The sequence below is a fragment of the Ferribacterium limneticum genome (assembly GCF_020510625.1).
Taxonomy (GTDB): Bacteria; Pseudomonadota; Gammaproteobacteria; order Burkholderiales; family Rhodocyclaceae; genus Azonexus; species Azonexus limneticus_A.
In genome coordinates, this window is record NZ_CP075191.1 from 1,953,090 (window position 1) to 1,976,463 (window position 23,374).

At 59.4% G+C, this 23,374-nt stretch carries 21 protein-coding genes and 4 tRNA genes; 20 read left to right on the top strand and 5 right to left on the bottom strand.

Annotation, left to right across the window (positions count from 1 at the left end; genetic code table 11):
* Window positions 1–148: 148 nt before the first annotated feature.
* The 4 genes from nifS to nagZ all read left to right on the top strand — a co-directional run bounded on the left by nifS (window position 149) and on the right by nagZ (window position 3,675).
* A complete protein-coding gene (gene nifS / locus KI617_RS09265; protein ID WP_226451713.1) occupies window positions 149–1,357 on the top strand; it encodes a cysteine desulfurase NifS in 1,209 nt (402 codons plus the stop codon).
* 172 nt (window positions 1,358–1,529) lie between these two features.
* On the top strand, window positions 1,530–2,285 hold the full coding sequence (locus KI617_RS09270; RefSeq protein ID WP_226451714.1) for a pyridoxine 5'-phosphate synthase: 756 nt from the start codon (window positions 1,530–1,532) through the stop codon (window positions 2,283–2,285).
* A complete protein-coding gene (acpS, locus tag KI617_RS09275) occupies window positions 2,282–2,659 on the top strand; it encodes a holo-ACP synthase (protein WP_226451715.1) in 378 nt (125 codons plus the stop codon). The genes KI617_RS09270 and acpS overlap by 4 nt, the downstream gene beginning before the upstream one ends.
* On the top strand, window positions 2,656–3,675 hold the full coding sequence (nagZ, locus tag KI617_RS09280; protein WP_226451716.1) for a beta-N-acetylhexosaminidase: 1,020 nt from the start codon (window positions 2,656–2,658) through the stop codon (window positions 3,673–3,675). The genes acpS and nagZ overlap by 4 nt, the downstream gene beginning before the upstream one ends.
* A gap of 55 nt (window positions 3,676–3,730) precedes the next feature.
* Here nagZ and efp read toward each other — a convergent pair whose 3' ends face one another.
* Both efp and earP read right to left on the bottom strand, forming a co-directional pair.
* On the bottom strand, window positions 3,731–4,288 hold the full coding sequence (gene efp / locus KI617_RS09285; protein ID WP_011287782.1) for an elongation factor P: 558 nt from the start codon (window positions 4,286–4,288) through the stop codon (window positions 3,731–3,733).
* Between the two features lie 37 nt (window positions 4,289–4,325).
* Entirely contained in the window at window positions 4,326–5,417 is a 1,092-nt protein-coding gene (earP, locus tag KI617_RS09290; RefSeq protein WP_226451717.1) for an elongation factor P maturation arginine rhamnosyltransferase EarP, read from the bottom strand.
* Between the two features lie 15 nt (window positions 5,418–5,432).
* On the opposite strand from earP, the gene KI617_RS09295 reads away from it, so the two are divergent.
* The 8 genes from KI617_RS09295 (at window position 5,433) to KI617_RS09330 (ending at window position 9,454) form a co-directional block, all read left to right on the top strand.
* Window positions 5,433–6,080 (top strand): uracil-DNA glycosylase, encoded by a 648-nt coding sequence (locus KI617_RS09295; protein WP_226451718.1) that lies wholly within the window; start codon window positions 5,433–5,435, stop codon window positions 6,078–6,080.
* Between the two features lie 3 nt (window positions 6,081–6,083).
* Window positions 6,084–7,895, top strand: a complete 1,812-nt coding sequence (gene uvrC, locus KI617_RS09300) for an excinuclease ABC subunit UvrC (RefSeq protein ID WP_226451719.1) — start codon at window positions 6,084–6,086, stop codon at window positions 7,893–7,895.
* A gap of 3 nt (window positions 7,896–7,898) precedes the next feature.
* Window positions 7,899–8,477, top strand: coding sequence for a CDP-diacylglycerol--glycerol-3-phosphate 3-phosphatidyltransferase (gene pgsA / locus KI617_RS09305; protein ID WP_226451720.1), 579 nt, complete (start codon window positions 7,899–7,901; stop codon window positions 8,475–8,477).
* Between the two features lie 54 nt (window positions 8,478–8,531).
* Window positions 8,532–8,607, top strand: a tRNA-Gly gene (locus KI617_RS09310).
* 64 nt (window positions 8,608–8,671) lie between these two features.
* Window positions 8,672–8,745 (top strand) — tRNA-Cys (locus KI617_RS09315).
* Window positions 8,746–8,751: 6 nt separating this feature from the next.
* Window positions 8,752–8,827, top strand: a tRNA-Gly gene (locus KI617_RS09320).
* A 71-nt stretch (window positions 8,828–8,898) separates the two neighbouring features.
* Window positions 8,899–8,984 (top strand) — tRNA-Leu (locus KI617_RS09325).
* Window positions 8,985–8,995: 11 nt separating this feature from the next.
* A complete protein-coding gene (locus KI617_RS09330; protein WP_226451721.1) occupies window positions 8,996–9,454 on the top strand; it encodes a DUF1178 family protein in 459 nt (152 codons plus the stop codon).
* Window positions 9,455–9,478: 24 nt separating this feature from the next.
* On the opposite strand, the gene KI617_RS09335 is transcribed toward KI617_RS09330, so the two are convergent.
* Window positions 9,479–9,703, bottom strand: coding sequence for a ribonuclease H family protein (locus KI617_RS09335; protein WP_226451722.1), 225 nt, complete (start codon window positions 9,701–9,703; stop codon window positions 9,479–9,481).
* Between the two features lie 328 nt (window positions 9,704–10,031).
* On the opposite strand from KI617_RS09335, the gene KI617_RS09340 reads away from it, so the two are divergent.
* The 4 genes from KI617_RS09340 to KI617_RS09355 are packed head-to-tail and all read left to right on the top strand — an operon-like array spanning window position 10,032 to window position 14,635.
* The gene (locus KI617_RS09340) at window positions 10,032–10,802 is read left to right on the top strand and encodes a DUF3348 domain-containing protein (protein WP_226451723.1); all 771 of its coding nucleotides are present in this window, start codon (window positions 10,032–10,034) and stop codon (window positions 10,800–10,802) included.
* Window positions 10,799–13,276, top strand: a complete 2,478-nt coding sequence (locus KI617_RS09345; RefSeq protein ID WP_226451724.1) for a DUF802 domain-containing protein — start codon at window positions 10,799–10,801, stop codon at window positions 13,274–13,276. Before KI617_RS09340 ends, KI617_RS09345 begins: the two co-directional genes overlap by 4 nt.
* 2 nt (window positions 13,277–13,278) lie before the next feature.
* Window positions 13,279–13,923: an OmpA family protein gene (locus tag KI617_RS09350; protein ID WP_226451725.1), complete on the top strand. Its 645-nt coding sequence runs from the start codon at window positions 13,279–13,281 to the stop codon at window positions 13,921–13,923.
* Window positions 13,916–14,635, top strand: a complete 720-nt coding sequence (locus KI617_RS09355; protein ID WP_226451726.1) for a DUF2894 domain-containing protein — start codon at window positions 13,916–13,918, stop codon at window positions 14,633–14,635. Before KI617_RS09350 ends, KI617_RS09355 begins: the two co-directional genes overlap by 8 nt.
* Before the next feature lie 190 nt (window positions 14,636–14,825).
* On the opposite strand, the gene katG is transcribed toward KI617_RS09355, so the two are convergent.
* Complete coding sequence (katG, locus tag KI617_RS09360) at window positions 14,826–17,003, bottom strand: catalase/peroxidase HPI (protein ID WP_226451727.1); 2,178 nt, start codon at window positions 17,001–17,003, stop codon at window positions 14,826–14,828.
* Between the two features lie 143 nt (window positions 17,004–17,146).
* Between katG and KI617_RS09365 the strand changes: the two genes are divergently transcribed.
* Window positions 17,147–19,504 (top strand): sensor domain-containing protein, encoded by a 2,358-nt coding sequence (locus KI617_RS09365; protein WP_226451728.1) that lies wholly within the window; start codon window positions 17,147–17,149, stop codon window positions 19,502–19,504.
* Window positions 19,505–19,508: 4 nt separating this feature from the next.
* Here the strand turns inward: KI617_RS09365 and KI617_RS20345 are convergent, their stop codons facing one another.
* Window positions 19,509–19,643, bottom strand: a complete 135-nt coding sequence (locus KI617_RS20345) for a hypothetical protein (protein WP_264180964.1) — start codon at window positions 19,641–19,643, stop codon at window positions 19,509–19,511.
* On the opposite strand from KI617_RS20345, the gene KI617_RS09370 reads away from it, so the two are divergent.
* Genes KI617_RS09370 through KI617_RS09380 form a run of 3 tightly spaced genes read left to right on the top strand, consistent with a single transcriptional unit; the run spans window position 19,642 to window position 23,364 of the window.
* Window positions 19,642–22,206 carry an EAL domain-containing protein gene (locus tag KI617_RS09370; RefSeq protein WP_226451729.1) on the top strand — a complete coding sequence of 855 codons (2,565 nt, stop codon included), beginning with the start codon at window positions 19,642–19,644 and terminating at the stop codon, window positions 22,204–22,206. The genes KI617_RS20345 and KI617_RS09370 overlap by 2 nt on opposite strands.
* Complete coding sequence (locus KI617_RS09375; protein ID WP_226451730.1) at window positions 22,199–22,504, top strand: hypothetical protein; 306 nt, start codon at window positions 22,199–22,201, stop codon at window positions 22,502–22,504. Before KI617_RS09370 ends, KI617_RS09375 begins: the two co-directional genes overlap by 8 nt.
* Window positions 22,501–23,364, top strand: coding sequence for an HDOD domain-containing protein (locus KI617_RS09380; RefSeq protein WP_226451731.1), 864 nt, complete (start codon window positions 22,501–22,503; stop codon window positions 23,362–23,364). Before KI617_RS09375 ends, KI617_RS09380 begins: the two co-directional genes overlap by 4 nt.
* The last annotated feature ends 10 nt before the right edge of the window (window positions 23,365–23,374 follow it).

Here is a 23,374-nt window from a genome sequence, read left to right on the forward strand (position 1 = left end):
ATGGGTTTCCCCTTCCGGACCCATCCCCACCCCAACCGGGGGGGGCTGGCTTTGCAGAGCCAGCCCGTTCCGGCGGGGCAGAGCGATGCTCTGCCAAACCCCGCCTCCACCCCCTTGAAGGGGAGGGGGTAAAACAGAGGACTGCGCCATGAAACCGATCTATCTCGACAATAACGCCACGACGCGGGTCGATCCCGCCGTGGTCGAAACCATGCTCCCCTTCTTCACGGAGCATTTCGGCAACGCCTCGTCGATTCACGCCTTCGGCAGTGAAGTCGGCAAGGCGCTGAAGATGGCGCGCAACCAGGTGCAGGCGCTGCTCGGCGCCGAGCACGACTCGGAAATCATCTTCACCTCCTGCGGCACCGAGTCCGACTCCACCGCCATCCTCTCCGCGCTCAAGGCGCAGCCGGACCGCAACACAGTGATCACCACCAACGTCGAGCATCCGGCCATCCTGACCCTGTGCGAGTGGCTGGAGAAGGAAGGCTACATCGTCCATAAGCTGAAGGTGGACAAGAAGGGCCGCATCGACATTGACGAGTACAAGTCCCTGTTGAACGACCGCGTCGCCGTGGTTTCAGTCATGTGGGCCAACAACGAGACGGGCACCATCTTCCCGGTGGTCGAGATGGCCGAACTGGCTGCGGCCAAGGGCATCATGTTTCACACCGATGCCGTGCAGGCCGTCGGCAAAATCCCTATCGACCTGAAGAGCACCAAGATCGACATGCTCTCGCTGTCGGGTCACAAGCTGCATGCCCCCAAGGGAATCGGCGTGCTCTACCTGCGTCGTGGCTGCCGTTTCCGTCCGCTGCTCCGTGGCGGTCACCAGGAACGTGGTCGCCGCGCCGGCACCGAGAACTCGGCGTCCATCGTCGGCCTCGGCATGGCCTGCGAACTGGCGATGAACAAAATGGAGGTGGAGAACACTGAAGTCCGCCGCCTGCGCGACAAGCTGGAAAGTGGCCTGCTTAGCCAGATTACCCACTGCTTCCCGACCGGCGACGTTTCCAACCGCCTGCCCAACACCAGCAACATCGCGTTCGAATACATCGAGGGCGAGGCCATCCTGCTGCTGTTGAACAAGCTCGGTATCGCTGCCAGTTCCGGTTCGGCCTGTACCTCGGGCTCGCTCGAACCTTCGCATGTGATGCGGGCCATGGGCATTCCCTACACCGCAGCACACGGCACGATCCGCTTCTCGCTCTCGGTCTACAACACCGAAGCCGAAGTTGATCGCGTCATCGAAGCCGTCCCGCCGATCATCGCCCAACTGCGTAAACTTTCGCCGTACTGGACTGACAAGGGCCCGGCCGCCAATCCCGAAGCCGCCTTCGCCCCGACATACGCCTGACGGCAACCGTCTCTCTCTGCAGCAACCTCGGTTCGCCCCGGAAGCAATTCCGGGGCACTTTTTTGTCTGGATAATCCACTTCCCTTCGCCATTCCCTCATTCGGCCGCAATCAGTTGGCTTGCCAACTATGCAAAGTTAGAATTGAGGGCCTTGCTAAAGAGTGCATCAGCCATGATTGAACTAGGCGTCAATATTGACCACATCGCCACTATCCGCCAGGCCCGCCGGACTTACGAGCCGGATCCCGTCTGGGGCGCCGTCGAAGCCCATCTGGGCGGTGCGGACGGTATCACGGTACATCTGCGGGAAGACCGGCGGCATATTCAGGATGCCGACGTACGCCGCCTGCGCGAAACCACGCAGATCAAGCTCAACCTTGAAATGGCGGCCACCGACGAAATGGTCGGCATCGCCTGTGACCTCAAGCCGGAAATGGCCATGCTGGTGCCCGAGGGGCGCCACGAGGTAACGACTGAAGGCGGTCTCGATATTCTGGCCCAGGAAGCTCGCCTGAAAGACGTCATTTCCCGCCTTGCCGACGCGGGCATCATGACCAGCGTCTTCATCGATGCCGAACTGGCACAGATCGAAGCGGCGGCGCGAATTGGCGCCAGCGTCTGTGAAATCCACACCGGACCTTATGCCCACGCCTTCTACGATAAAGGGCGTGATGCCGAAGCGCCGGCTGTGCTCGCAGAAATCGACAAGATTCGCAGGGCCGGGCAAGCCATTCGCCACCTCGGCATGCGCTTCAACGCCGGCCATGCGCTGAATTACAACAATGTCCAGCCGATCGCTCGCCTGTCCGGCATCCGCGAACTGCATATCGGTCACGCCATTGTCAGCCGTGCCGTCTTCGTCGGACTGCGCGAAGCAGTTCGCGAAATGAAGGTGCTGATGCGCGAAGCAGCGGTTCGCGGGGAATGATCTACGGCATAGGCACAGATATCGTTGCCGTTGCCCGCTTGCGGGGCATGTGGGAACGGCATGGCGACAGGGCGCTCGACAAGTTGCTCGCGCCACAGGAAATGGCTGATTTTGCCAAGGCCGCCGACAAGGGCCGCTTTCTCGCCAAACGTTTTGCCGCCAAGGAGGCCTTCAGCAAGGCCTTGGGGACCGGGGTACGCCCGCCCGCAAACTTGACTGCCATCGCCGTCGCTCATGACGAGTTGGGTAAGCCGGTATTCGATTTTCAGGGAGAACTGGAAAGTTTGCTCAAAAAGCAAAACCTGAAAAGCCATCTTTCAATCAGCGACGAAGCCGAATATGCCGTCGCCTATGTGATTCTGGAGCAAGCATGATGCATTTGCCGCTCGGCCCGCTGATGATCGACATCGCCGGCACCGAACTGAGCCCCCTCGACTGCGAACGACTTTGCCATCCGCTGGTCGGGGGCATCATTCTCTTCTCCCGGAACTACGCCAACCCCGAGCAATTGTCCACATTGTGTTCGGCAATCCACGCCTTGCGCTCGCCGGCACTGCTGATCGCCGTCGATCACGAAGGGGGCAGGGTACAGCGTTTTCGCGATGGCTTTACCCGTCTGCCACCAATGGCGGCCTTGGGAAAGCTGTGGAATGGCGATCCACAAGCCGCGCTGCTATCTGCCCGCCAGGTTGGCTATGTGCTGGCGTCCGAACTGCGGGCCCGCGGTGTCGATTACTCCTTCACGCCGGTCCTCGATCTTGATTACGGCCCGTCACGCGTCATCGGCGACCGTGCTTTCCATCGTCAGCCGGAAGCGGTGATCGCACTGGCTGCTGCGCTCGGTGATGGTTTGCGCCAGGCTGGCATGAGCAGTTGCGGTAAGCATTTCCCGGGGCACGGCTATGTCATCCCTGATTCACATGTCGAGTTGCCGGTCGATGATCGGGCCTTCGAAGCGATGCAGGAAGACATTGCCCCTTACCGGCATCTACCGCTGGATGGTGTGATGGCTGCCCATGTTATTTATAACTGCATGGACTGCAATACTGCTGTATTTTCAAATAAATGGATAAGTTATTTGAGAAACGACATTAAGTTTGACGGGGTGGTTTTTACCGACGATTTGTCGATGGCTGGCGCCGGCGTGGTCGGCGACATGTTGTCTCGGGTCGAAACTGCTTACGCTGCGGGCTGCGACATGCTGCTCGTTTGCAACGCACCGGATGTCGTCGGCGATGTACTGGAAAACTGGAAGCCAGAAGTCGATTCGCTACGCGGCAAACGGGTCGAGGCACTGATTCCTCAGGCGCCTGCTTTGAGTTGGGAGGCGCTGCAAACAGACCCCGCCTACCAGGCCGCCCAAAAGGCCATCGCGAAATTGATGGCCTGAAATGCATTCGGGCAGCCTGAGCTGCCCGAATCTTGCACTACCGAAAACCAGCGGATTACTTGACGCGGTTCTTGTATTCGTCGGTGCGGGTGTCGATTTCGATCTTGTCGCCGATGCTGACGAAGGCCGGAACCGGCAGTTCGAAGCCAGTCGCCAGCTTGGCCGGCTTCATGACCTTGCCCGAAGTGTCGCCCTTGACGGCCGGCTCGGTATAAACCACTTCGCGCACGACACTGTTCGGCAGTTCAACGGAAATTGCCTTGCCGTTGTAGAAAACGACTTCGCAAGCCAGGCCATCTTCCAGATACTTCAGGGCGTCGGTCATGTTTTCGGCTTCGACTTCGAACTGCTCGTAGTCGGCATCCATGAAAACGTACATCGGATCGGCGAAGTAGGAGTAGGTCACTTCCTTCTTGTCGAGCACGACCACTTCGAACTTGTCATCTGCCTTATAAACGGCTTCGGAAGCGGCGCCGGTCAACAGATTCTTGAGCTTCATTTTGACCACGGCTGCGTTGCGGCCAGACTTGTTGTACTCACTCTTCTGAACGACGAGCGGGTCGGCACCAACCATGATGACGTTGCCGGAGCGGAGTTCCATTGCGGTTTTCATACGGTATTCTCTAAGGTCGGAAAAGATAAACGTTAAATTATACCTTGGTGGTACAGAATTTGACGAGAGCTGATGCCAAGTCAGGCAGCAAGGCTTGGGTGTCGGCCCAATGGCTGTTGTGCCGGGCAATATCGGCATAATTGGCCATGAAATTCAGCCATGCCGACTCAACGTTGCCCCCGGTATTCCAGGCCACGAACATCTCGCGGACCACAATCTCCAGCTTTTTGTCCATGCCGTGACAATAGCGTTCAAGGAATGCATCGAGTTTGACCAGATGCGCATCCTCATCCTGAAAGTAGATCTGCCAGATGAAAGGCTTGCCAGCCCATTGGGCACGGACGAATGAATCCTCACCGCGGACAAAATTGACATCACAACGCCACAAAAGTCGATCGTAATCGTCCATCGGCATGAAGGGGATCGGCCGGATTGAGGCATTTCCACATTGCCACGGCCCATCTCCGCCCAGGTAATTGCTGACCGCGGCCAACGGTTTGCCAGGAGGAACATGGCAGATAACCGGATTGGGCATTTTTCCCAGAGCATCAATCAACCCGCCGACCGGCGCCGTGTCATAGCAGAAAAGGCTGATTTCAAATGCTTCGCTGCCCCCGCTTTGAAAAGTGCTTCGATCGCGCTCGCCAAGCAGATGCTTTTCCCGAAGCAATCCGCCGCTAGATCCAGAAAACCCCGGAAAAAAGAAATACTTGGTCAAGGGCAACGACGGGTGAGGTGAGGCCATGCCGTGACAGTCGCCGGCCCACGATTCGGCAGTCAGGTATTCCAGATTGATCCAGCAGGGCTTTGGATCGACATTGGCCATCGCTGCGAGATAGGCGTCCGGTAGATCGCAGGCAAAGGCTTCAATGACGACTTCGGCTGGCCGGTCAAACAGGATATTTTCGTGCCAGTGACGAATTTCGACACCGTTGCACCATTGCCCATCCACGTTGGCATCCACAGGCGGGCACAAAGGCTGCAGACTGGCCGGATCATCCACCCACAATCGCACCCGACGCCCATGCTCGGCCGCCAATTGTCTGGCCAGTCGCCAGCAAACGCCGATGTCGCCGTAGTTGTCGATAACCCGGCAAAAGATGTCCCAATGAAGCTGCATGGCCGACATGCTACCATCCGCGCCATGCCCAGATTTCAAGACCCCACCGACTGCACCGCCTGTTCACGGCTGGCCGAACACCTCTCAAACATTCGTCAACGTGACCCGGACTGGCATGCCTTGCCAGTGCCGGCCTTCGGTTCTCTGGATGCAGAATTGCTCGTCGTCGGGCTTGGTCCCGGCGAAAAGGGGGCCAATCGAACCGGCCGTCCATTTACTGGCGACGTGGCCGGCGAGTTGCTCTACCCGGCGCTAAATCGCTTCGGCTTTGCCAGCAGTCCTGAACCGCTCGGTTCCGACAACTGGGCGAATCCGGCGATGCAGCTGAGTAACTGCCGCATTACCAACGCCGTGCGCTGCCTGCCACCAGCCAACAAACCGACGACGGCAGAAATTCGCCAATGCAATGCGCACCTGAAAGCTGAATTGGCCGCCATGCCGAAGCTGAAAGTGATTGTCGTCCTCGGTGCCATTGCCCATCAGGCGCTGCTTTGGACCTACGGACTCAAGGCAAAAGACCTACCGTTCGGTCACCATGTCACCCACAAGCTGCCGGATGGCCGAACGCTGGTTACAAGCTACCATTGCAGCGGCTACAACTGGCGCACCGGACGACTCACCCGAGAGAGCTTTGAAGCCGTCTTTGCCGGGGTCCAGGCACAACTCGCGTAAGTCATGAGTTTTGACGCCAAGGCCTTTCTGGCCACGCTGACCGAATTGCCCGGTGTTTATCGCATGCTGGATTCGAATGGCAGCGTGCTCTACGTCGGCAAAGCCAAGAATCTCAAGAAAAGGGTTTCGTCCTACTTTCGGGAAAATCTCTCCAGCCCGCGCATTGCGCACATGGTCAGCCAGATTGCCGCGATCGAGACCACCGCAACCCGTACCGAAGCCGAAGCGCTGCTCCTTGAAAACAACCTGATCAAGTCGCTGGCGCCGCGTTACAACATCCTGTTTCGCGACGACAAATCCTATCCCTACATCGTCCTGAGCAAGGGCAAGTTTCCCCGATTGGGTTTCTTTCGCGGCAATCCGGACCGCAAGGCGGATTACTTCGGTCCCTATCCATCATCCTGGGCGGTACGCGACAGCATCCATCTGCTACAAAAGATGTTCCGCCTCCGCACCTGTGAAGACACGGTTTTTTCAAACCGTTCGCGCCCTTGTCTTCTGTACCAGATCAAGCGTTGCAGTGGTCCGTGCGTTGGATTCATAGCGGCAGATGACTACGCGGCGGACATCCAGTTGGCGGCGATGTTTCTCCTCGGCAAGCAGCAGGAAGTAACCCGCCGCCTGACCAAATCGATGGAAGAAGCTTCTTCCAAGCTGGCTTTTGAGCAGGCCGCCGTGTTTCGCGACCAGATACAGTCTTTGCATCAGGTTCAGGAAAAGCAGTTCGTTTCCAGCAGCAAGGGCGAGGATGTGGACATCCTCGTGGCGATCAGGGAAGCAGGGCAGTTGTGCGTCAATCTGGCCATGGTCCGTGGCGGCAGGCATCTCGGCGACCGGCCATTTTTCCCTACCAATGCGGGGGATTCCGAAGCATCGGATGCCTGCGCTGCCTTTATCCGTCAGCATTACGCCGTCCATCCCGCACCGGCGCGCATCCTTTCGTCCCCATTACCTTCCGAAGAAGACACGGGAGAAACCGAGGTCACTCTCGCCGAACTGGCTGGCCGTCCAGTGCCGGTACAGGAAGGAAGGGGCGCGACGCATAAGGCCTGGATCGAAATGGCGATGCAAAACGCCCGCCTGGCCATCCTGGCAAGAAATCAGGCGACCGCCCAACAGGAACAGCGACTGGCTGCCTTGCAGGAAGCTTTGCAGCTTCCCGAGTCGATATCGCGGATTGAGTGTTTCGACATCAGCCACACGATGGGCGAGGCGACCGTTGCCTCCTGCGTTGTCTATGAAGGCAACCGCATGAAGAAAAGCGATTACCGCCGTTTCAACATCCGCGACATTCAGGCAGGGGATGATTATGCCGCCATGCGTCAGGCGGTCAGCCGCCGCTACGACAGCATCGCGGGCGGGGAGGGGGCAGCACCCGACCTGATTCTCATTGATGGTGGCAAAGGGCAGGTCAGCTCGGCTTTCAGTGCGCTCGCCGACCTTGGATTGACCCACTTGCCGATGATCGGCGTTGCCAAGGGCGAAGAACGCAAGCCAGGGCTGGAAACACTCATTTTCCCGGAGGGGCGGGAGCCGTTACAATTGCCGCCGCAACATCCGGCGCTACATTTGATTCAGGAAATCCGCGACGAAGCCCATCGTTTTGCCATCACCGGCCACCGTGCCCAGCGCGGCAAAGCGAGAAAGACCTCGACGCTGGAGAGCCTGCCAGGCATAGGGCCGGCTCGTAGAAAGGCACTTGTCGCGCGTTTTGGTGGCCTGCCTGGCGTACTCGCAGCAAGCACTGACCAGCTGGCCGAAGTTCCCGGAATCAGTCGGGAAATGGCCGAGAAGATATATTCCGCATTACACTGAACCATGCCTTTCAACCTTCCCATCCTCCTGACATGGCTCCGCATCGTGGCGATACCGCTGCTGATTGCCATTTATTACCTGCCATCAGGCTGGGCGACGCCGCATGAACGCGACCTCGCAGCAACGCTGATTTTCGTGGCTGCCGCCCTGACTGACTGGGCAGACGGCTATCTGGCACGCAAGCTCAACCAGACCTCGGCCTTTGGGGCGTTCCTGGATCCCGTGGCGGACAAGCTGATGGTTGCCGCTGCATTAATCGTCCTGGTCCAGTTGGGAAGAACCGACGCCATCATCGCCACGATCATCATCGGCCGAGAAATTACCATTTCCGCATTACGCGAATGGATGGCGAAGATTGGCGCTGCAAAAAGTGTCGCTGTTTCAATGCTCGGCAAGGTCAAAACAGCCGCTCAAATGCTCGCACTGCCGATGCTGCTTTACTACGCCCCGGTATCTGGCATCGACATGAAATTGCTGGGCAACTGGCTGATCTGGATCGCTGCCTTGTTGACCTTGTGGTCAATGGGCTATTACCTGCGTATGGCATGGCCAGAGATCCTCAAGCGGAGCGCAGAAAAGTAGGGCCGCAATGTTGACATTTTCCTTGTGTAGCCTATAATGCGCGCTCTGTTTGACGCGGCAGTAGCTCAGTTGGTAGAGCGCAACCTTGCCAAGGTTGAGGTCGAGAGTTCGAGACTCTTCTGCCGCTCCAAGATTTTTGAAGAAACCGCTGGTTTTTTCTGAAGTAAAAGCAGTAATGCATAGCTTGTAGGCGGGGCGCGGTAGCAAAGCGGTTATGCACCGGATTGCAAATCCGTGTAGGTCGGTTCGACTCCGGCCCGCGCCTCCAGAATACGCGGCAGTAGCTCAGTTGGTAGAGCGCAACCTTGCCAAGGTTGAGGTCGAGAGTTCGAGACTCTTCTGCCGCTCCAAAATTCAAAAAGGGAAAGCGCCGTCGCTTTCCCTTTTTTCATATCGGGATGCCGATATAATCGACAACCCAGCCTGGGTGGTGAAATTGGTAGACACAAGAGACTTAAAATCTCTCGCTCTTTGAGTGTACGGGTTCGATTCCCGTCCCAGGCACCAAGATTGAACACATGATCATCTACGACCTCTGCTGCGATAACGATCACAAATTTGAAGGCTGGTTTCGTAGCGCAAATGACTTCGATGATCAAATTGAACGCCATCTGGTTTGCTGCCCCCAGTGCGATAGTCATAAAGTTCACCGTATTCCCTCGGCAGTAGCGATTTCCTCCAATGCGAGCGAGGAGAAAAGCGCCAATGCGAAACCTGCCAATTTGGGCAAGAGTACCGCCTTGATGCCTGTCGGCACACAAGCCATGGCGCTTTACCGGCAATTGGTACAAACGATTGTCAGCAATAGCGAAGATGTCGGAAATGCTTTCGCGGAAGAAGCCCGGAAGATTCATTACAACGAGGCACCAGAACGTCCGATTCGCGGGCAGGCCTCACCGGATGAGTGCGATGCGTTACGTGACGAAGGAATCCAAGTATTGCATCTTCCGGCTGTGAAGGAAGAGGATCTGAACTGATCCTTTTTTGTTGCAGATATTAGTTTACATAATACAAATTATGCGTTTTTCGATGGCATTAAAAAAAGCGCCCGCAGCGCCTACGAGGGCGGCGTACTCCGCTTCATTGTTCGTGCCTTCTCCGATCTCCTCGAATATCTCGATTCGCTCGCCAGCCGGACCTTTGAGAAGGCCGCCAATGCCTCGAATGCCGGGATTGGCGTGTTTGGTTGCTCCGTCGAACCAAGCGTACCAAGTGGTGGTGTTCATGCGTGAATCTCCTGTGATGCCTCGCATGGTACCTAAAGCGGTATCGCCTCTCTGGCTTTTGGTATGAATCAGCCTTCTCGTGATTCAGTTTATCTTGCTCGGATTCGTTCAATGCACACCCGACAGCCGGAGCGCTCTGGCCCGCAGGTACACGCGCCAAATCCCGATCTTTGGCGCATAGAAGTTTCCGGGGAATCAAGATTGCCGCCCGCCAAGCGCCCAATCCGTGCCCGGCAGAGTCGCCGCTCGCACAACGGGTAGCGCAGACCGCTGACTACGTCGCAAAGTTGTAGTAGCCTTGCGACCCCTTTCGACGTCGAACCTGGCCATGATCATGACGCGTGAATTGCAACGCGCCACTTTCAACCGCTCTGCCCTCGTCCGCGTCCTGTCCGACACCCTCCCGGAAGTCCCTGGTCCGAAATATGATTTCGGCGAACGGCTCGGGCAGTGGTTGGACTTTTCGGATGCGCTGACGCTGTTTTCGGTCCTCAACACCGAGGCCGGTAGCGGCACGTCCGTACCTCCAGCCAAGAGCGACCTGCCGGCACAATTGGCGCGCATCCGCCGCAACCTCAGCGAATCCATCCACAACGACGGCGTTTTCAGTGCCGGACCAGCCCGCATACCGTTCCCGATTCCGCTGCCCAACGCCACGGCCGAAAGCGCGGCCGAATTTTCGCCCTACCACCGCTACTACCTTGCCCACCAGCGCGACATGAGCGCCGCCATCACAGCCCTGCGTGCCAATGCCCGCAAGGCGCTGGTCGGTCAATCGGCGGCCGGCAAACAACTGGCCGACCTTGACGCCGCCTTCGAAAAATTTCTGTTCACCCGCGAACGCAACCTGCTGTCGAACATCCCGATCATGCTCGGCAAGCGCTTTGACCAGCGTTACGCCGAACACCGCGCCGCCCTCGCCGGCCACACTACCGACGACCCGACCACCTGGACGCAGCCGGGCAGCTGGCTCGAAGCCTTCTGCCACGATGCCCAGACTGCGTTGCTCGCCGAGCTGGAACTGCGCCTCAAGCCGGTTGCCGGCCTGATATCGGCCCTCGGCAGCGCCGCAGAACACAAGGAACAAAAGTCCCAATGAACCGCAATCTCAGTCTCTTCGCCTTCATCCTCGGCCTGTTCGCCGTCGTCTGGGTGGCCATCGGTTACATCGGCGGCCATACACTGGCCTTCTCCGTCTCCTGCATCATCGCCGTGGTCTATGTCGCCGGCGCCCTTGAAATGCGCCGCTTCCACGCCAACAGTGCGGCGCTGGCCAAGGCACTCGGCAACATCCCGGACGACATTGGCCATCTCGGCGAATGGCTGCAACAGGTGCCGGCTGCGCTGCAAAATGCCGTCCGCCTGCGCATCGAAGGCGAGCGCGTCGCCCTGCCCGGCCCGGGCATCACGCCCTACCTCGTCGGCCTGCTCGTTTTGCTCGGCATGCTCGGCACCTTCCTCGGCATGGTCGTTACGCTGAACGGCGCCGTGCTGGCGCTGGAAAGCACGACCGACCTGCAGACCATCCGCTCGGCACTGGCGGCGCCGGTCAAGGGCTTGGGCGTCGCCTTTGGTACCTCGGTTGCCGGTGTTGCCACCTCGGCCATGCTCGGCCTCATTTCGGCGCTGTGCCGACGCGACCGCCTGCAAGTCGGCCAACTACTCGACAGCAAGATCGCCAGCGTGCTGCGCGACTTCTCGCTGACCTACCAGCGCCAGGAAACCTTCAAGGCCTTGCAGGCCCAAGCCCAGGCTCTGCCCGAACTGTTTGGCAAGCTCGACGCCATGATGAACCAGATGGCCGAGCACCACCGCCAACTCGGCGAACAGCTGCTGGCTAGCCAGCAAGGCTTCCATGCCGAAGCCAAGGGCCTGTACACCGATCTGGCCCAGTCCGTCGACCAGTCGCTCAAGGCCAGTCTGCGGGATAGCGCGACCGTGGCCGCCGAGACCATCCAGCCCGTCGTCACCGCCACCATGGCCAGCATCGCCGGCGAAACGCGCGGCCTGCATGACAAGCTGTTCGGCACCGTCGAAACCCAGCTGGCCGGTATCGCCGGCCAATTCGCACAGACTGTAACCACCGTCAGCGATACCTGGACGCAGGCCCTGACCCGCCACGAACAGGCCACCGACACCCAGCACCAGCAGCTGCAAACCGCCCTCACCGCCTACGCCGAGACCTTCGACCAGCGCGCCACGACGCTGCTCGCCTCGGTCGAAAACACCCAAACCAGGCTGCAGGCCGACGCGGCGCAACAGCATACCGCGCTGGCCGAAACCACCGCAGCCAGCCAGCAGCAACTCGCCGCCACGCTGGCCAGCCAGTTCGACGGCGTCACCGCCCGCCTCGATCAGGCCGTCAGCCAGGTGGCCGATACCTGGCAAGCTGCGTTGGGCCAGCACACCAGCACCAGCGACGCGCTGAGCCAGAAACTGGATACGACGCTAAGCACTTTTGCCGACACCTTCGGCCAACGCTCGCAGACCTTGCTCGATTCGGTGGCCGGTACGCATGCCGCGCTGAAGGGTGAACTGGCCGCCAGCCACGCCGCCTTCGCCCAGACCACGCAGGCCCAGCAGGCGGCGATCAGCGAGCAGGTGGCCAGCCAGCTCGACGGCATCGTCCAGCGTTTCGACGGCGCCGTGCAAACGGTGTCCGAAACCTGGACCGGCGCGCTGGCCAAGCACGAACAGGCCAGCGACCGCCTCACGCAAGCGCTGGAACAAACGCAAACCAGCCTCGCCGACACCTTCGCCCAGCGCACCGCCGCCCTGCTCGCCGACATGCGTACCACCCAGGCCGACTGGCAACGCGATTGGGCAGCCGGCGAACAGACCCGTCAGGCAAGCTTCACCGACGCCCTGACCGCCATGGCAGGCAAGCTTGAAACGCAATGGCAGCAACACGGCGTTTCCACCCTGGCGCAGCAGGAAAAGATCACGCAGACGCTCGGCGACACGGCCCGCGACCTCGTCGCCGCCCATCAGCGCCAGGCCGAAACGACCATCGCAGAAGTCACCCGCCTCATGCAGACCGCCGCCGAGGCGCCTAAGGCGGCGGCCGAAGTCATCGGCCAGCTGCGCCACGAACTGTCGGCCAGCATGGCGCGCGACAACAGCCTGCTCGAAGAACGCAGCCGCATCATGGAAACTCTGGGCGCCCTGCTCGACGCCATCAACCACGCCTCGACCGAGCAGCGCAGCGCCATCGACGCGCTCGTCGCCTCGTCGGCCGATCTGCTCGAACGCGCCGGCAGCCAGTTCGCCGCCAAGGTCGAGAGCGAAGCCGGCAAGCTGGTCGACATCGGCACCAGCATCACCGGCGGCGCCCTCGAAGTGGCCAGCTTAGGCGAGGCTTTCGGCGCCGCGGTCAAGCTCTTCGCCGACTCCAACGACAAGATGATGGCCGCCCTGCAACGCATCGAAGGCGGCCTGACCAAGTCGCTGACCCGCAGCGACGAGCAACTCGCCTACTACGTCGCCCAGGCGCGCGAAATCATCGACCTCAGCATCATGTCGCAGAAGAAGATGGTCGACGATCTGCAGCGCGTCGCCGCTAGCGAGGCATAACGATGGAAGACATCGACGCCAGCGTCGACCACGGCACGCCCGTCTGGGCCGTTTTCGGCGACCTGATGGCCGGCCTGCTCGGCGCCTTCGTGCTGATTTTGGTCGGCGTGCTCGGCGTGCAGCTCGAACTGGTCACCAGCCTGGAAGCCGAAATCCACAAACGCCAGCAGGAAGAACAGCGCCGCGAAGCGCTCGAAAAGGCGCTGGCCGGCCCGCTCGCCTCGGGTCGCGTCACGCTCAACAACGGCAAGATCGGCATCAGCGGCAACGTGCTGTTCGCGCTCAATTCCGACCAGTTGCAGCCGGAAGGCAAGCAACTGCTCAAGAGCCTGTCGCAGCCCATCGCCGCCTACCTCGGCGCCAGCGAACAGATGCTCATGGTCAGCGGCTTCACCGACGACATGCCCGTGCGCGGCAGCAACAGCCGCTTCGCCGACAACTGGGAACTCTCGGCCCAGCGCGCCCTGACCGTGACGCGCACGCTGATCGAGGACGGCGTGCCCTCGTCGTCCATCTTCGCCGCCGCTTTCGGTTCGCAGCAACCGGTGGCTGATAACGCCGACACCGACGGCCGCGCCCGCAACCGCCGCGTCGAAATGGCGCCGGTGCCCAAGTCCAGCACCAACGGCAAGGAAAAAAATGGCTGAAACGGGCGATATGGGGGATATCCCGGCCCAGCTCGACGCCCTGCGCGCCAGCGGCGCCGCCGACCGTGATCCCGTCCGCTTTGCCTTCCTCGAAGCCCTGGCCCGCCGCGCTGGCGCGCAACCGGAAGCCATCCGTCAGTCGCTCAACGCCAAAATCAGTGCGGCCGCCAGCAAACTCGCCAGCCGCCCGGCCCCGGCGCCGAGCGAAATTGCGCCGACAAGCTCCGCCAGCCCGCTCGCCGAGTTGCTCACCTACATCAGCCAGCAAACCCACGGTCAGCCGGAAGCTGCGCCGCCCGCCAATGAGGCTTCCGGCTCCTCAGAGGACTTCCCGCGAAGTGCGGTCAACCGGGATTTCCGGCCAAACTCGAAAACGCCATCAGCGGGCCGCAGCCCGCAGGCGCCGGAACTCAAGTCCGTCACCTATTTCCGCGATGAGTGGTCCAAGCTCAGTACCGAGCAACAGCTTACCCAAACCCTGGCCCAGGCCCCGGATAACGCCGGCCCCATGAACTCCCAGCATCTCGTCCTGCGCAGCCTGGAACGCATGCGCGACATCGCGCCGGACTACTTGCAGGGGTTCATGTCCTACATCGACACACTGATCTGGCTGGAGCACGCCGACCCGACAAAGTTGACGGTCGGTCGTTCATCCGCTGGCGAGGGCGAGAAAAAGACACGAACGGCAAAGCGCAGGACGCCGAATCGTTGATCCAACCTCGACTTACCGGCCGGACTGAATAGCCTCTCGTGATTGTCAGTCAGCCAGAAAATTCGAGTCTCGATGGGGGTAAACACGAAAAAGCCAAGCTTTCGAGCTTGGCTTTTTTATCAAGGCGACCCCAGTGACCAGAAAGCCCCCCTGCAGCCAATGATTGACTAAAGGGGGTTCTTTTAAGGTATCAGGCCAGATCGAAGCGGTCAGCGTTCATGACCTTCGTCCAGGCGGCGACGAAATCCTGCACAAACTTCTCCTTGTTGTCATCCTGCGCATAGACCTCGGCATAGGCACGCAGCACCGAGTTCGAGCCAAACACCAGATCGACGCGACTTGCCGTCCACTTGGTCACCCCCGTCTTGCGGTCGACGATCGCGTAACTGTTGCGGCCGGTCGGCTTCCAGGTGTAGGCCATGTCAGTCAGGTTGACGAAGAAGTCGTTGGTCAGCGCACCGACGCGTTCGGTGAATACGCCATGCTGGCTGCCACCGTAATTGGTGCCCAGAACGCGCATGCCACCGACCAGAACGGTCATCTCGCTGGCGGTCAGGCGCATCAACTGGGCGCGATCGAGCAGCATTTCCTCCGCTGTCACGACGTAATTCGCCTTCTGCCAGTTACGGAAACCGTCAGCCAAGGGTTCGAGTACCTCGAACGATTCGACGTCGGTCATTGCCTGCGTTGCATCGCCGCGGCCCGGCGCGAAGAAGGGCACCGCTACCTCGACACCAGCTGCCTTGGCGGCCTGTTCGATGCCGACATTACCGGCCAGCACGATCACGTCAGCCACGCTGGCACCGGTTTCGGCGGCAATCTTTTCGTACGCGGCAAGCACCTTGGCCAGACGAGCCGGCTCGTTGCCCTCCCAGTCCTTTTGTGGGGCAAGGCGAATGCGTGCGCCGTTGGCACCGCCGCGCTTGTCCGAACCGCGGAAGGTGCGGGCGCTGTCCCAGGCCGTGGACACCATGTCGCTGATGCTCAGGCCACTGGCGGCAATCTTCGCCTTCACGGCAGCGACATCGTAGTCCTGGCGGCCGGTCGGCACCGGGTCTTGCCAGATCAGGTCTTCCTGCGGGACGTCCGGGCCGACGTAGCGAGCCTTCGGGCCCATATCCCGGTGGGTCAGCTTGAACCAGGCGCGGGCGAACACTTCGGAGAAATAGGCCGGATCCTTGTGGAAGCGTTCGGCGATCTTGCGGTATTCCGGATCGAAGCGCATCGCCATGTCGGCGTCGGTCATGATCGGCTTGCAACGGATCGAGGAATCCTCGACGTCAACCGGCATGTCCTCTTCCTTGATATTGACCGGCTCCCACTGCCAGGCGCCGGCCGGCGACTTCTGCAGCCACCAGTCGTAGCCGAGCAACAGATCGAAGTAGCCGTTGTCCCACTGGGTGGGATGGGTAGTCCAGGCGCCTTCGATGCCGCTGGTCACGGTATCGCGGCCAACACCTCGGCTGGCATGGTTGTTCCAGCCAAGACCCTGCTCTTCCAGATCAGCCGCTTCGGGAGCGGGGCCAAGATTGGCGGCACTGCCGTTGCCGTGGGCCTTGCCGACCGTATGGCCGCCGGCGGTCAAGGCGACGGTTTCCTCATCGTTCATCGCCATGCGGGCAAAAGTCACCCGCACGTCACGGGCCGTCTTGAGCGGGTCGGGCTTGCCATCCACGCCTTCGGGATTGACGTAGATCAGGCCCATCATGACCGCGGCGAGCGGGTTTTCCAGGTCGCGTTCGCCGGAATAGCGGCTGTTGGCACCGCCGCTGGGCGCCAGCCATTCCTTCTCGGAACCCCAGTAGATGTCCTTTTCCGGATGCCAGATGTCTTCGCGACCAAAGGCAAAACCGAAAGTCTTCAAACCCATCGATTCGTAAGCCATGTTGCCGGCGAGGATGATCAAATCGGCCCAGCTGATCTTGTTGCCATATTTTTTCTTGATCGGCCACAGCAGGCGACGCGCCTTGTCGAGGTTGGCGTTATCGGGCCATGAATTGAGCGGGGCGAAACGCTGGTTACCGGTACCGGCCCCACCCCGCCCATCGGCGATGCGATAGGTGCCGGCGGAGTGCCAGGCCATGCGGATCATCAGGCCGCCATAATGGCCCCAGTCAGCCGGCCACCATGCCTGGCTGTCGGTCATCAGGGCCTTGAGGTCGGTCTTCAATGCCTCGACGTCGAGTTTCTTCAACTCGTCGCGATAGTTGAAGGCCCCACCCATCGGGTTGGTCTTGCTGTCGTGCTGGTGCAGGATGTCCAGGTTAAGTGCCTTGGGCCACCAGGCCATGGTTTGCATGCTGGACGACGTGGCGCCGCCGTGCATAACCGGACATTGGCCAGAAGAACTCATTGTTTTGTTGTCCATTTTCCAAATCTCCCGAGTGAGTGACGTTAATAGAAGCTGACGATTGGATATTAGTTAAGCCGGATACCAACTGCTAATTGGTTAGCTGTATCTCGCTGATAGGCCCTTACTATTCAAGGGTTGTTGCTTGCCTCACGCGCCGTATGGGCAGGCGTCTCGGAAGTAAAAACAGTTCGCCGCTTCAGTTGACGAAACATTGTCATATTATTTGCCGTATTGCCACGCCGCAGAACTTGATGGCAAGAGCGAATCGGCTGATATCAAGGCCGCTGAATAACCAGGCAGCAAGGGCAAATAGCAGCACAGAAACCAGCCAAATTCTGTTGGCAGGCTTAAAATCCAGCCTCGCACCAATGTTTGCAGAATATTTACATATTCATCACTTCAAGATGCCCAGCAACGATCAAAACGGAACACCGCCACCCGCTACCCAGCCTGCCACCGACTTGATGTCGGTGGCGTCGCTTGGGGCGAGCGAGCATTGCATCCGCTCCCTCTACCGCTCGATACCGGCAATGATCCATTCCATTGACGCGAGCGGCAGTATCGTCGACGTCAGCGACCTTTGGCTGACCACCTTGGGTTACAGCCACGACGAAGTGATCGGGCGCAAATCCCTGGAATTCCTGAGCGATGAGTCACGCCGCCATGCGACCGAAGTGGTCTTGCCCGAGTTTTTCCGCACCGGGGCCTGCCGTGACATTCCCTATCAGGTGATGACCAAAGACGGGCGAATGCTGGATGTGTTGCTATCGGCCACTTGCGAGCGGTCGGCGACCGGGGAAATCACCCGGAGTCTCGCCATCATGCAGGACGTCACCGAGAGCAACCGCCTCAAGCGCGAGATGGCCGCGGCGAAGAACTATTCCGAGAGCCTGATCCGCAACGCCAATGTGATGGTTGTCGAGCTTGATCCGGCGGGAAACCTGAAACAACTCAACCCGGCGGCAGAAAAGCTTACCGGCTACGCCCTGGCGGAGATCAAGGGCCGCAACTGGTTTGAAATCATTGCCCCGCGAGCCCGCTATCCGGAAGCCTGGGCGGAGTTCGAACGTCTGTTGACCGCAAAGACAAGCTCCGAATTTGAAAATCCCATACTGACGCACGGCGGCAACGAACGCCATATTTCATGGCGAAACAGCCCGCTGATCGAAGACGGAAAAGTCATCGGCGTGCTCAGCCTCGGCATCGACATTACCGAGCAAAAGGCCATTGAGCACAGACTGGCCCTGAACGAAGCATCGCTGAGAGAAGCCCAGAGTGTGGCCCATATCGGGAGTTGGGTACTTGACCACGCATCGGGTGAAATTATCTGGTCCGACGAGGTCTTCGCGATTCTCGACATTGATCGCGACCGCGTTGGCGTTTCAAAGGATGCTTTTCTCCGCCTCATCCACCCCGAGGACCAGGCCGATGTGAAACGCGCCTACAAGCGTTCGATCGACAACCGTCGCCCGTATGACATCAAACACCGACTGCTGATGCCCGATGGGGTGATCAAGTATGTGCATCAGCGCTCGGCCACCTCTTTCAACGACCAGGGCATTCCCCAGCGGACCCTGGGAACAATTCAGGACATCACCTCGAACGTCTTGCAGGCGATGTCGATCGCCGAGAGCGAGGAGCGATTCCGCACCATTGCGGACTACACCTACGACTGGGAATACTGGCAAGGACCACAGCGCGAAATTCTCTATATCAGTCCATCGTGCAAACGGGTCACCGGCTACACGCAGGGGGCATTCATCTCCGACCCCGGGCTGCTGGAAAGAATCGTTCATCCGGATGATCGCCATCTCTTTGCCGCGCACCTCGAAGACACCCTGAAGCATCCGGAATGCCAGGTGACTTTCCGTATCGTCCGCGAGGATGGCGAGGTCCGCTGGATCGCGCATGGCTGCCGCGCAGTGGTCTCCAGCCATGGGGAACAGCGCGGCCGGCGTGTCAGCAACCGCGACATCACCGACCTGAAGAATGCCGAACAACTGGCCCAGCAGCTTGCCCACTACGACACGCTGACGAAACTGCCCAATCGTCGCATGCTGATGAATCGCCTGCATCGCGGACTCGCCCAGGCCAAGCGCCACAAGCGGCCACTGGCCGTCATGTTCCTCGATCTTGATAATTTCAAGCTGATCAACGACAGCCTGGGTCACGATGTCGGCGATCGGCTGCTCGTTCAGATCGGCGACCGACTGACCGCCTGTGTGCGGACCGGGGACACCGTCTCACGCTCGGGCGGCGACGAATTCGTGATTGTGCTTCCTGAAATTGCGGCACCACAGAATGCGCTGGTGATCGCCAAAAAAATCATTGAAACCATCCGCGAACCGGTCCTGATCGGCCCTCACTCGCTTGAGGTAACGGTGAGCATTGGCATTGCAGTCCGCCAAGGTGAGTGCATTGATGATGAAGCAGAATTGATGAAAAAAGCCGATGTGGCGATGTATGCTGCCAAGCAGGCTGGTCGCAATAGCTATCGACTTTACGAAGGATCATGATCTTTCACTGCCGGGTGGATTCCAAACCACCAAACAGCAGATCGTCGTTGGCGTCCGACAGCCCCTTTTTGCTTTGATTGATTTGGCGAGCACCGATCTCGCTGCGAAGGTAAAGGATGATGCCGGAGAGACACATCATGCTTGATAATAAAACGATAGCTGACGCCGAAGCGGGAGCGCCTGGCGCGCTGCAAGCACTTCTCGATGCCATTCCGGCCAATGTGGCGCTGATTGATGCGTCCGGTTACGTGCTGATGGTCAACAAGGCCTGGGACAAATTTGCCACCATGAACAATGGCGGCCAGGCGTGCCGGGTTGGCGCCAATTACCTTGATGTTTGTGCCAAGCTGCCGCCAGAGGATGGCGCAGTATCCTGCGAAGCGAACACCCGTCTCCGGGAAATCCTGGCCGGCACGGAGGACGCTGCCACTTTCGTCTATCCATGCCATTCACCGAACAAGCAACGCTGGTTCCGCGCTCATTTCGCCCGCCTGCCGAAAGATGGAAAATTTTCGGCTGTGGTCATGCATTTCGACATCACCGAAAGCATGCTGGCCGAGCAGAAATTGTTCGAACTGGTTCATTTCGACAGCCTGACCGGTCTTCCCAACCGCGTTCTGTTCACCGACCGCCTCCATCAATCGGTGGCCCGGGCCAGTCGCTATGGCAGCAAAGCTGCAGTCCTCTTTGCCGACCTCGATCGACTGAAAAAGATCAACGACACGCTGGGGCACCAGGTGGGCGATGCACTGATCCAGCAAGTGGGCCAGCGTCTGTCTGACACCCTCAGGCGCAGCGACACCGTAGGCCGGCTGGGTAGCGATGAATTTGCCTTCATTCTGTCCGACGTCAAGGAAGCCGAGGAAGTCGCATCGGTCGTGCGCAAGCTGATGAATGCCTTGAGGGCCCCCTTCCTGATCAACGGTAGCGACGTCTTTACCTCGGCCAGCATCGGCATTGCAATTTACCCCGACGACGCCGAGGACCCCGACATTCTGCTCAGGCATGCCGACACCGCGATGTATCGGGCCAAGGAAGGCGGTCGGGACAAATTCGAGTATTTTGTCGCCGCCATGAACGAGCGTGCTCAGGAACGCCAGCAACTGGACGTCGACCTTCGGCATGCCCTGTCTCGTGGTGAATTCGTGCTGTTCTATCAGCCGAAAGTCAGTTGTCACAGCGGGGCGATTGTCGGTGCCGAGGCCTTGATTCGCTGGCGTCATCCCCAGCGAGGCCTGGTGTCGCCAGCCGAATTCATTCCCATCCTCGAAGAGCTCAACCTGATCGACGGTGTGGGCAGTTGGGTCATCGACGAGGCCTGTCGGCAAATCGGGGAGTGGCAGGCAACTGGTTTGGAGGTTCCTGCCATCTCGGTGAACCTGTCGGCGCAGCAACTGGACGACGAGCATTTGGTCAAGAAAGTGCGCGATGCCCTAGAGAGAAATGGCGTCCGTCCCGACCGATTCGAGCTCGAATTGACCGAGAGTCTCCTGATGCGCAACGTGGACCGCATCATTCCAACTCTGGCCGAGCTTCGGCAGCTTGGCGTCAAGCTGTCCGTTGACGACTTCGGAACGGGGTACTCCAGCCTTTCCTATCTCAAGCAATTCCCACTCGATGCCGTCAAGGTCGACCGCTCCTTCGTCCAGGACATTACCGCCGATCCGGATGATGCCTCGATCACGCGAGCGGTCATCACGATGGCCCACCAGTTGAAGCTGAAGGTGATTGCCGAAGGTGTCGAAACTGAAGGGCAACTGACGCTGCTCATTGCGAACCAATGCGACGAGATTCAGGGTTTCTTTTTCAGCCGCCCGGTACCGGCCAGTGAGCTGGAGTGCATGCTTCGGGAAAAACGCTGCTTGCCGGCAGAGTTGATCCGCCCGGAGGACCGCCAGCGAACCATCCTGCTGGTCGATGATGAAGAAAACATTCTGGCCTCGCTTCGCCGCCTCCTGCGCCGCGATGGTTACCGCATTCTGGCTGCCACCAGCGCAGCCGAAGGCCTTGAACTGCTGGCCAAAAATTCGGTAGATGTGATCATCTCGGATCAGCGCATGCCGTCGATGACCGGCGTGGAGTTTCTCCGCCGGGTCAAGACCATTCATCCGGATACCGTGCGGATGGTCCTTTCGGGCTACACCGAACTACAGTCGATTACCGATGCGATTAACGAAGGGGCAATTTACAAGTTCCTGACGAAACCATGGGATGACGATCAGCTTCGCGCCAATATCGAGGAAGCCTTTCGCCACAAGGGTCTGGCCGATGAAAATCGACGTCTCGGCCAGCAACTGCAAATGGCCAATACCGGCTTGGCACGGACCAACCAGCAGCTCCAGGAATTGCTGAGTTCTGAGCAGCAACGGATCATTCGTGACGAAACCATGCTTGGGGTGATCCAGGAAGTGTTGCGGCAAGTACCAATTCCGATCGCCGGCGTCGATGAAGAAGGCATGGTGGTCTTTGCCAACGAAGAGGCGGACCGGCTGCTTGGTGGTGGCGCAAGCCTGCTGGGAAATTACGCCGGGGAGATCATCCCCGCTGCCCTGCTCGATCTTTTGGCCCGCCCGGTGGGCAGCACCCAGCACTGGGAAGCCGAAAATACAAGCTATCTGGCCTGTACCCGACCGATAGACGATCGCCAGAACGCCCGTGGCACATTGCTGATGCTGGTTCCGGAGAGGAGCAACCGTGGGTGATCACGAAGAAAGCCTTGATGAAAGCCCGGTCGGCGCAGAACTGAGCAATGCCGTTGTCGATGCCGAGGGTAACGTGCTCGTACCATGTGGCACCTTGTTGACGCCGCCGATAATCGAGCTATTACGCTCCCGGGGGATTGAATCGCTGGTGATTTCACAGCCGCCGATTGAACCGGCAGACAAGGAGCGTGAAATGTTGGACCGGATCAATTACCTGTTCCGGAATTGCGGCAACAACCTTCCGGCCAGCGACCTGCAGCGGCAGCTCATCGCTTACCGCCTGAAGGAGAAGTCATGACCGATGCCGGGGTATTTCACCTCGATCCAGAAACAGTCGCCCAGAGCATAGTCAAACTGCCTTCTCTGCCAGCGATCGTCCTCGACCTTCTGCAGTCGATGGAAAATGACGGCGTTTCCACCGAAAGCCTGGCGGCCAAGATTTCGGGGGATCAAGCCCTGGTCGCCCGTTTGTTGCGCATTGCCAATTCATCGTTCTATGGCCTGCAACGGAAGGTGCTCTCCATTCCCGATGCAATTTTCGTACTCGGGATGAGCAACGTCCGCACAATCGCCTTGGGAGCAACGCTTTCCGACAGTTTGAGCCGGCAACTGAACGGGAGCTCATTCAACTTCAATAGTTTCTGGCGGCACAGCGTGGGAACCGCCCTCTGCGCCCAGGCACTTGCCGAAAAGTTCAAATGCTCCCGAGAAACCGCCTTTGCTGCCGGGCTGATGCACGATATCGGACACCTTGTCCTCGCCACCGCCTTTCCGCAGCACCTGGAAGAAGTCAGGAAGCAACAACTCGGCATGGACTGCCAGGCTTACGAAGCAGAATGGAGTGTGCTCGGCACAGACCACGCCCGTATTGGCCAACTATTGACCACACGATGGAATTTCCCCGACTCCTTAAGTGAGGCAGTCGGGGCGCACCATAATCCTGAATTGTTATCCGGCAACCGTTTGGCCTGCACGATTCACCTGGCCGATGCGATCGCCCATTGCCTGGATCTGACCGGCGATGAGCGAGAGTATGTCCCTCGCATCTACCCTCACTGCTGGAGTGCGGCCGGTTTGTCATGGTCCGACACCCAGGAAATTTTTGCCCAGGTTGAAAAAGGCCTCGATACCCTCTGCAACCTGCTCTCCATTTCATAAAAGAGAAGCT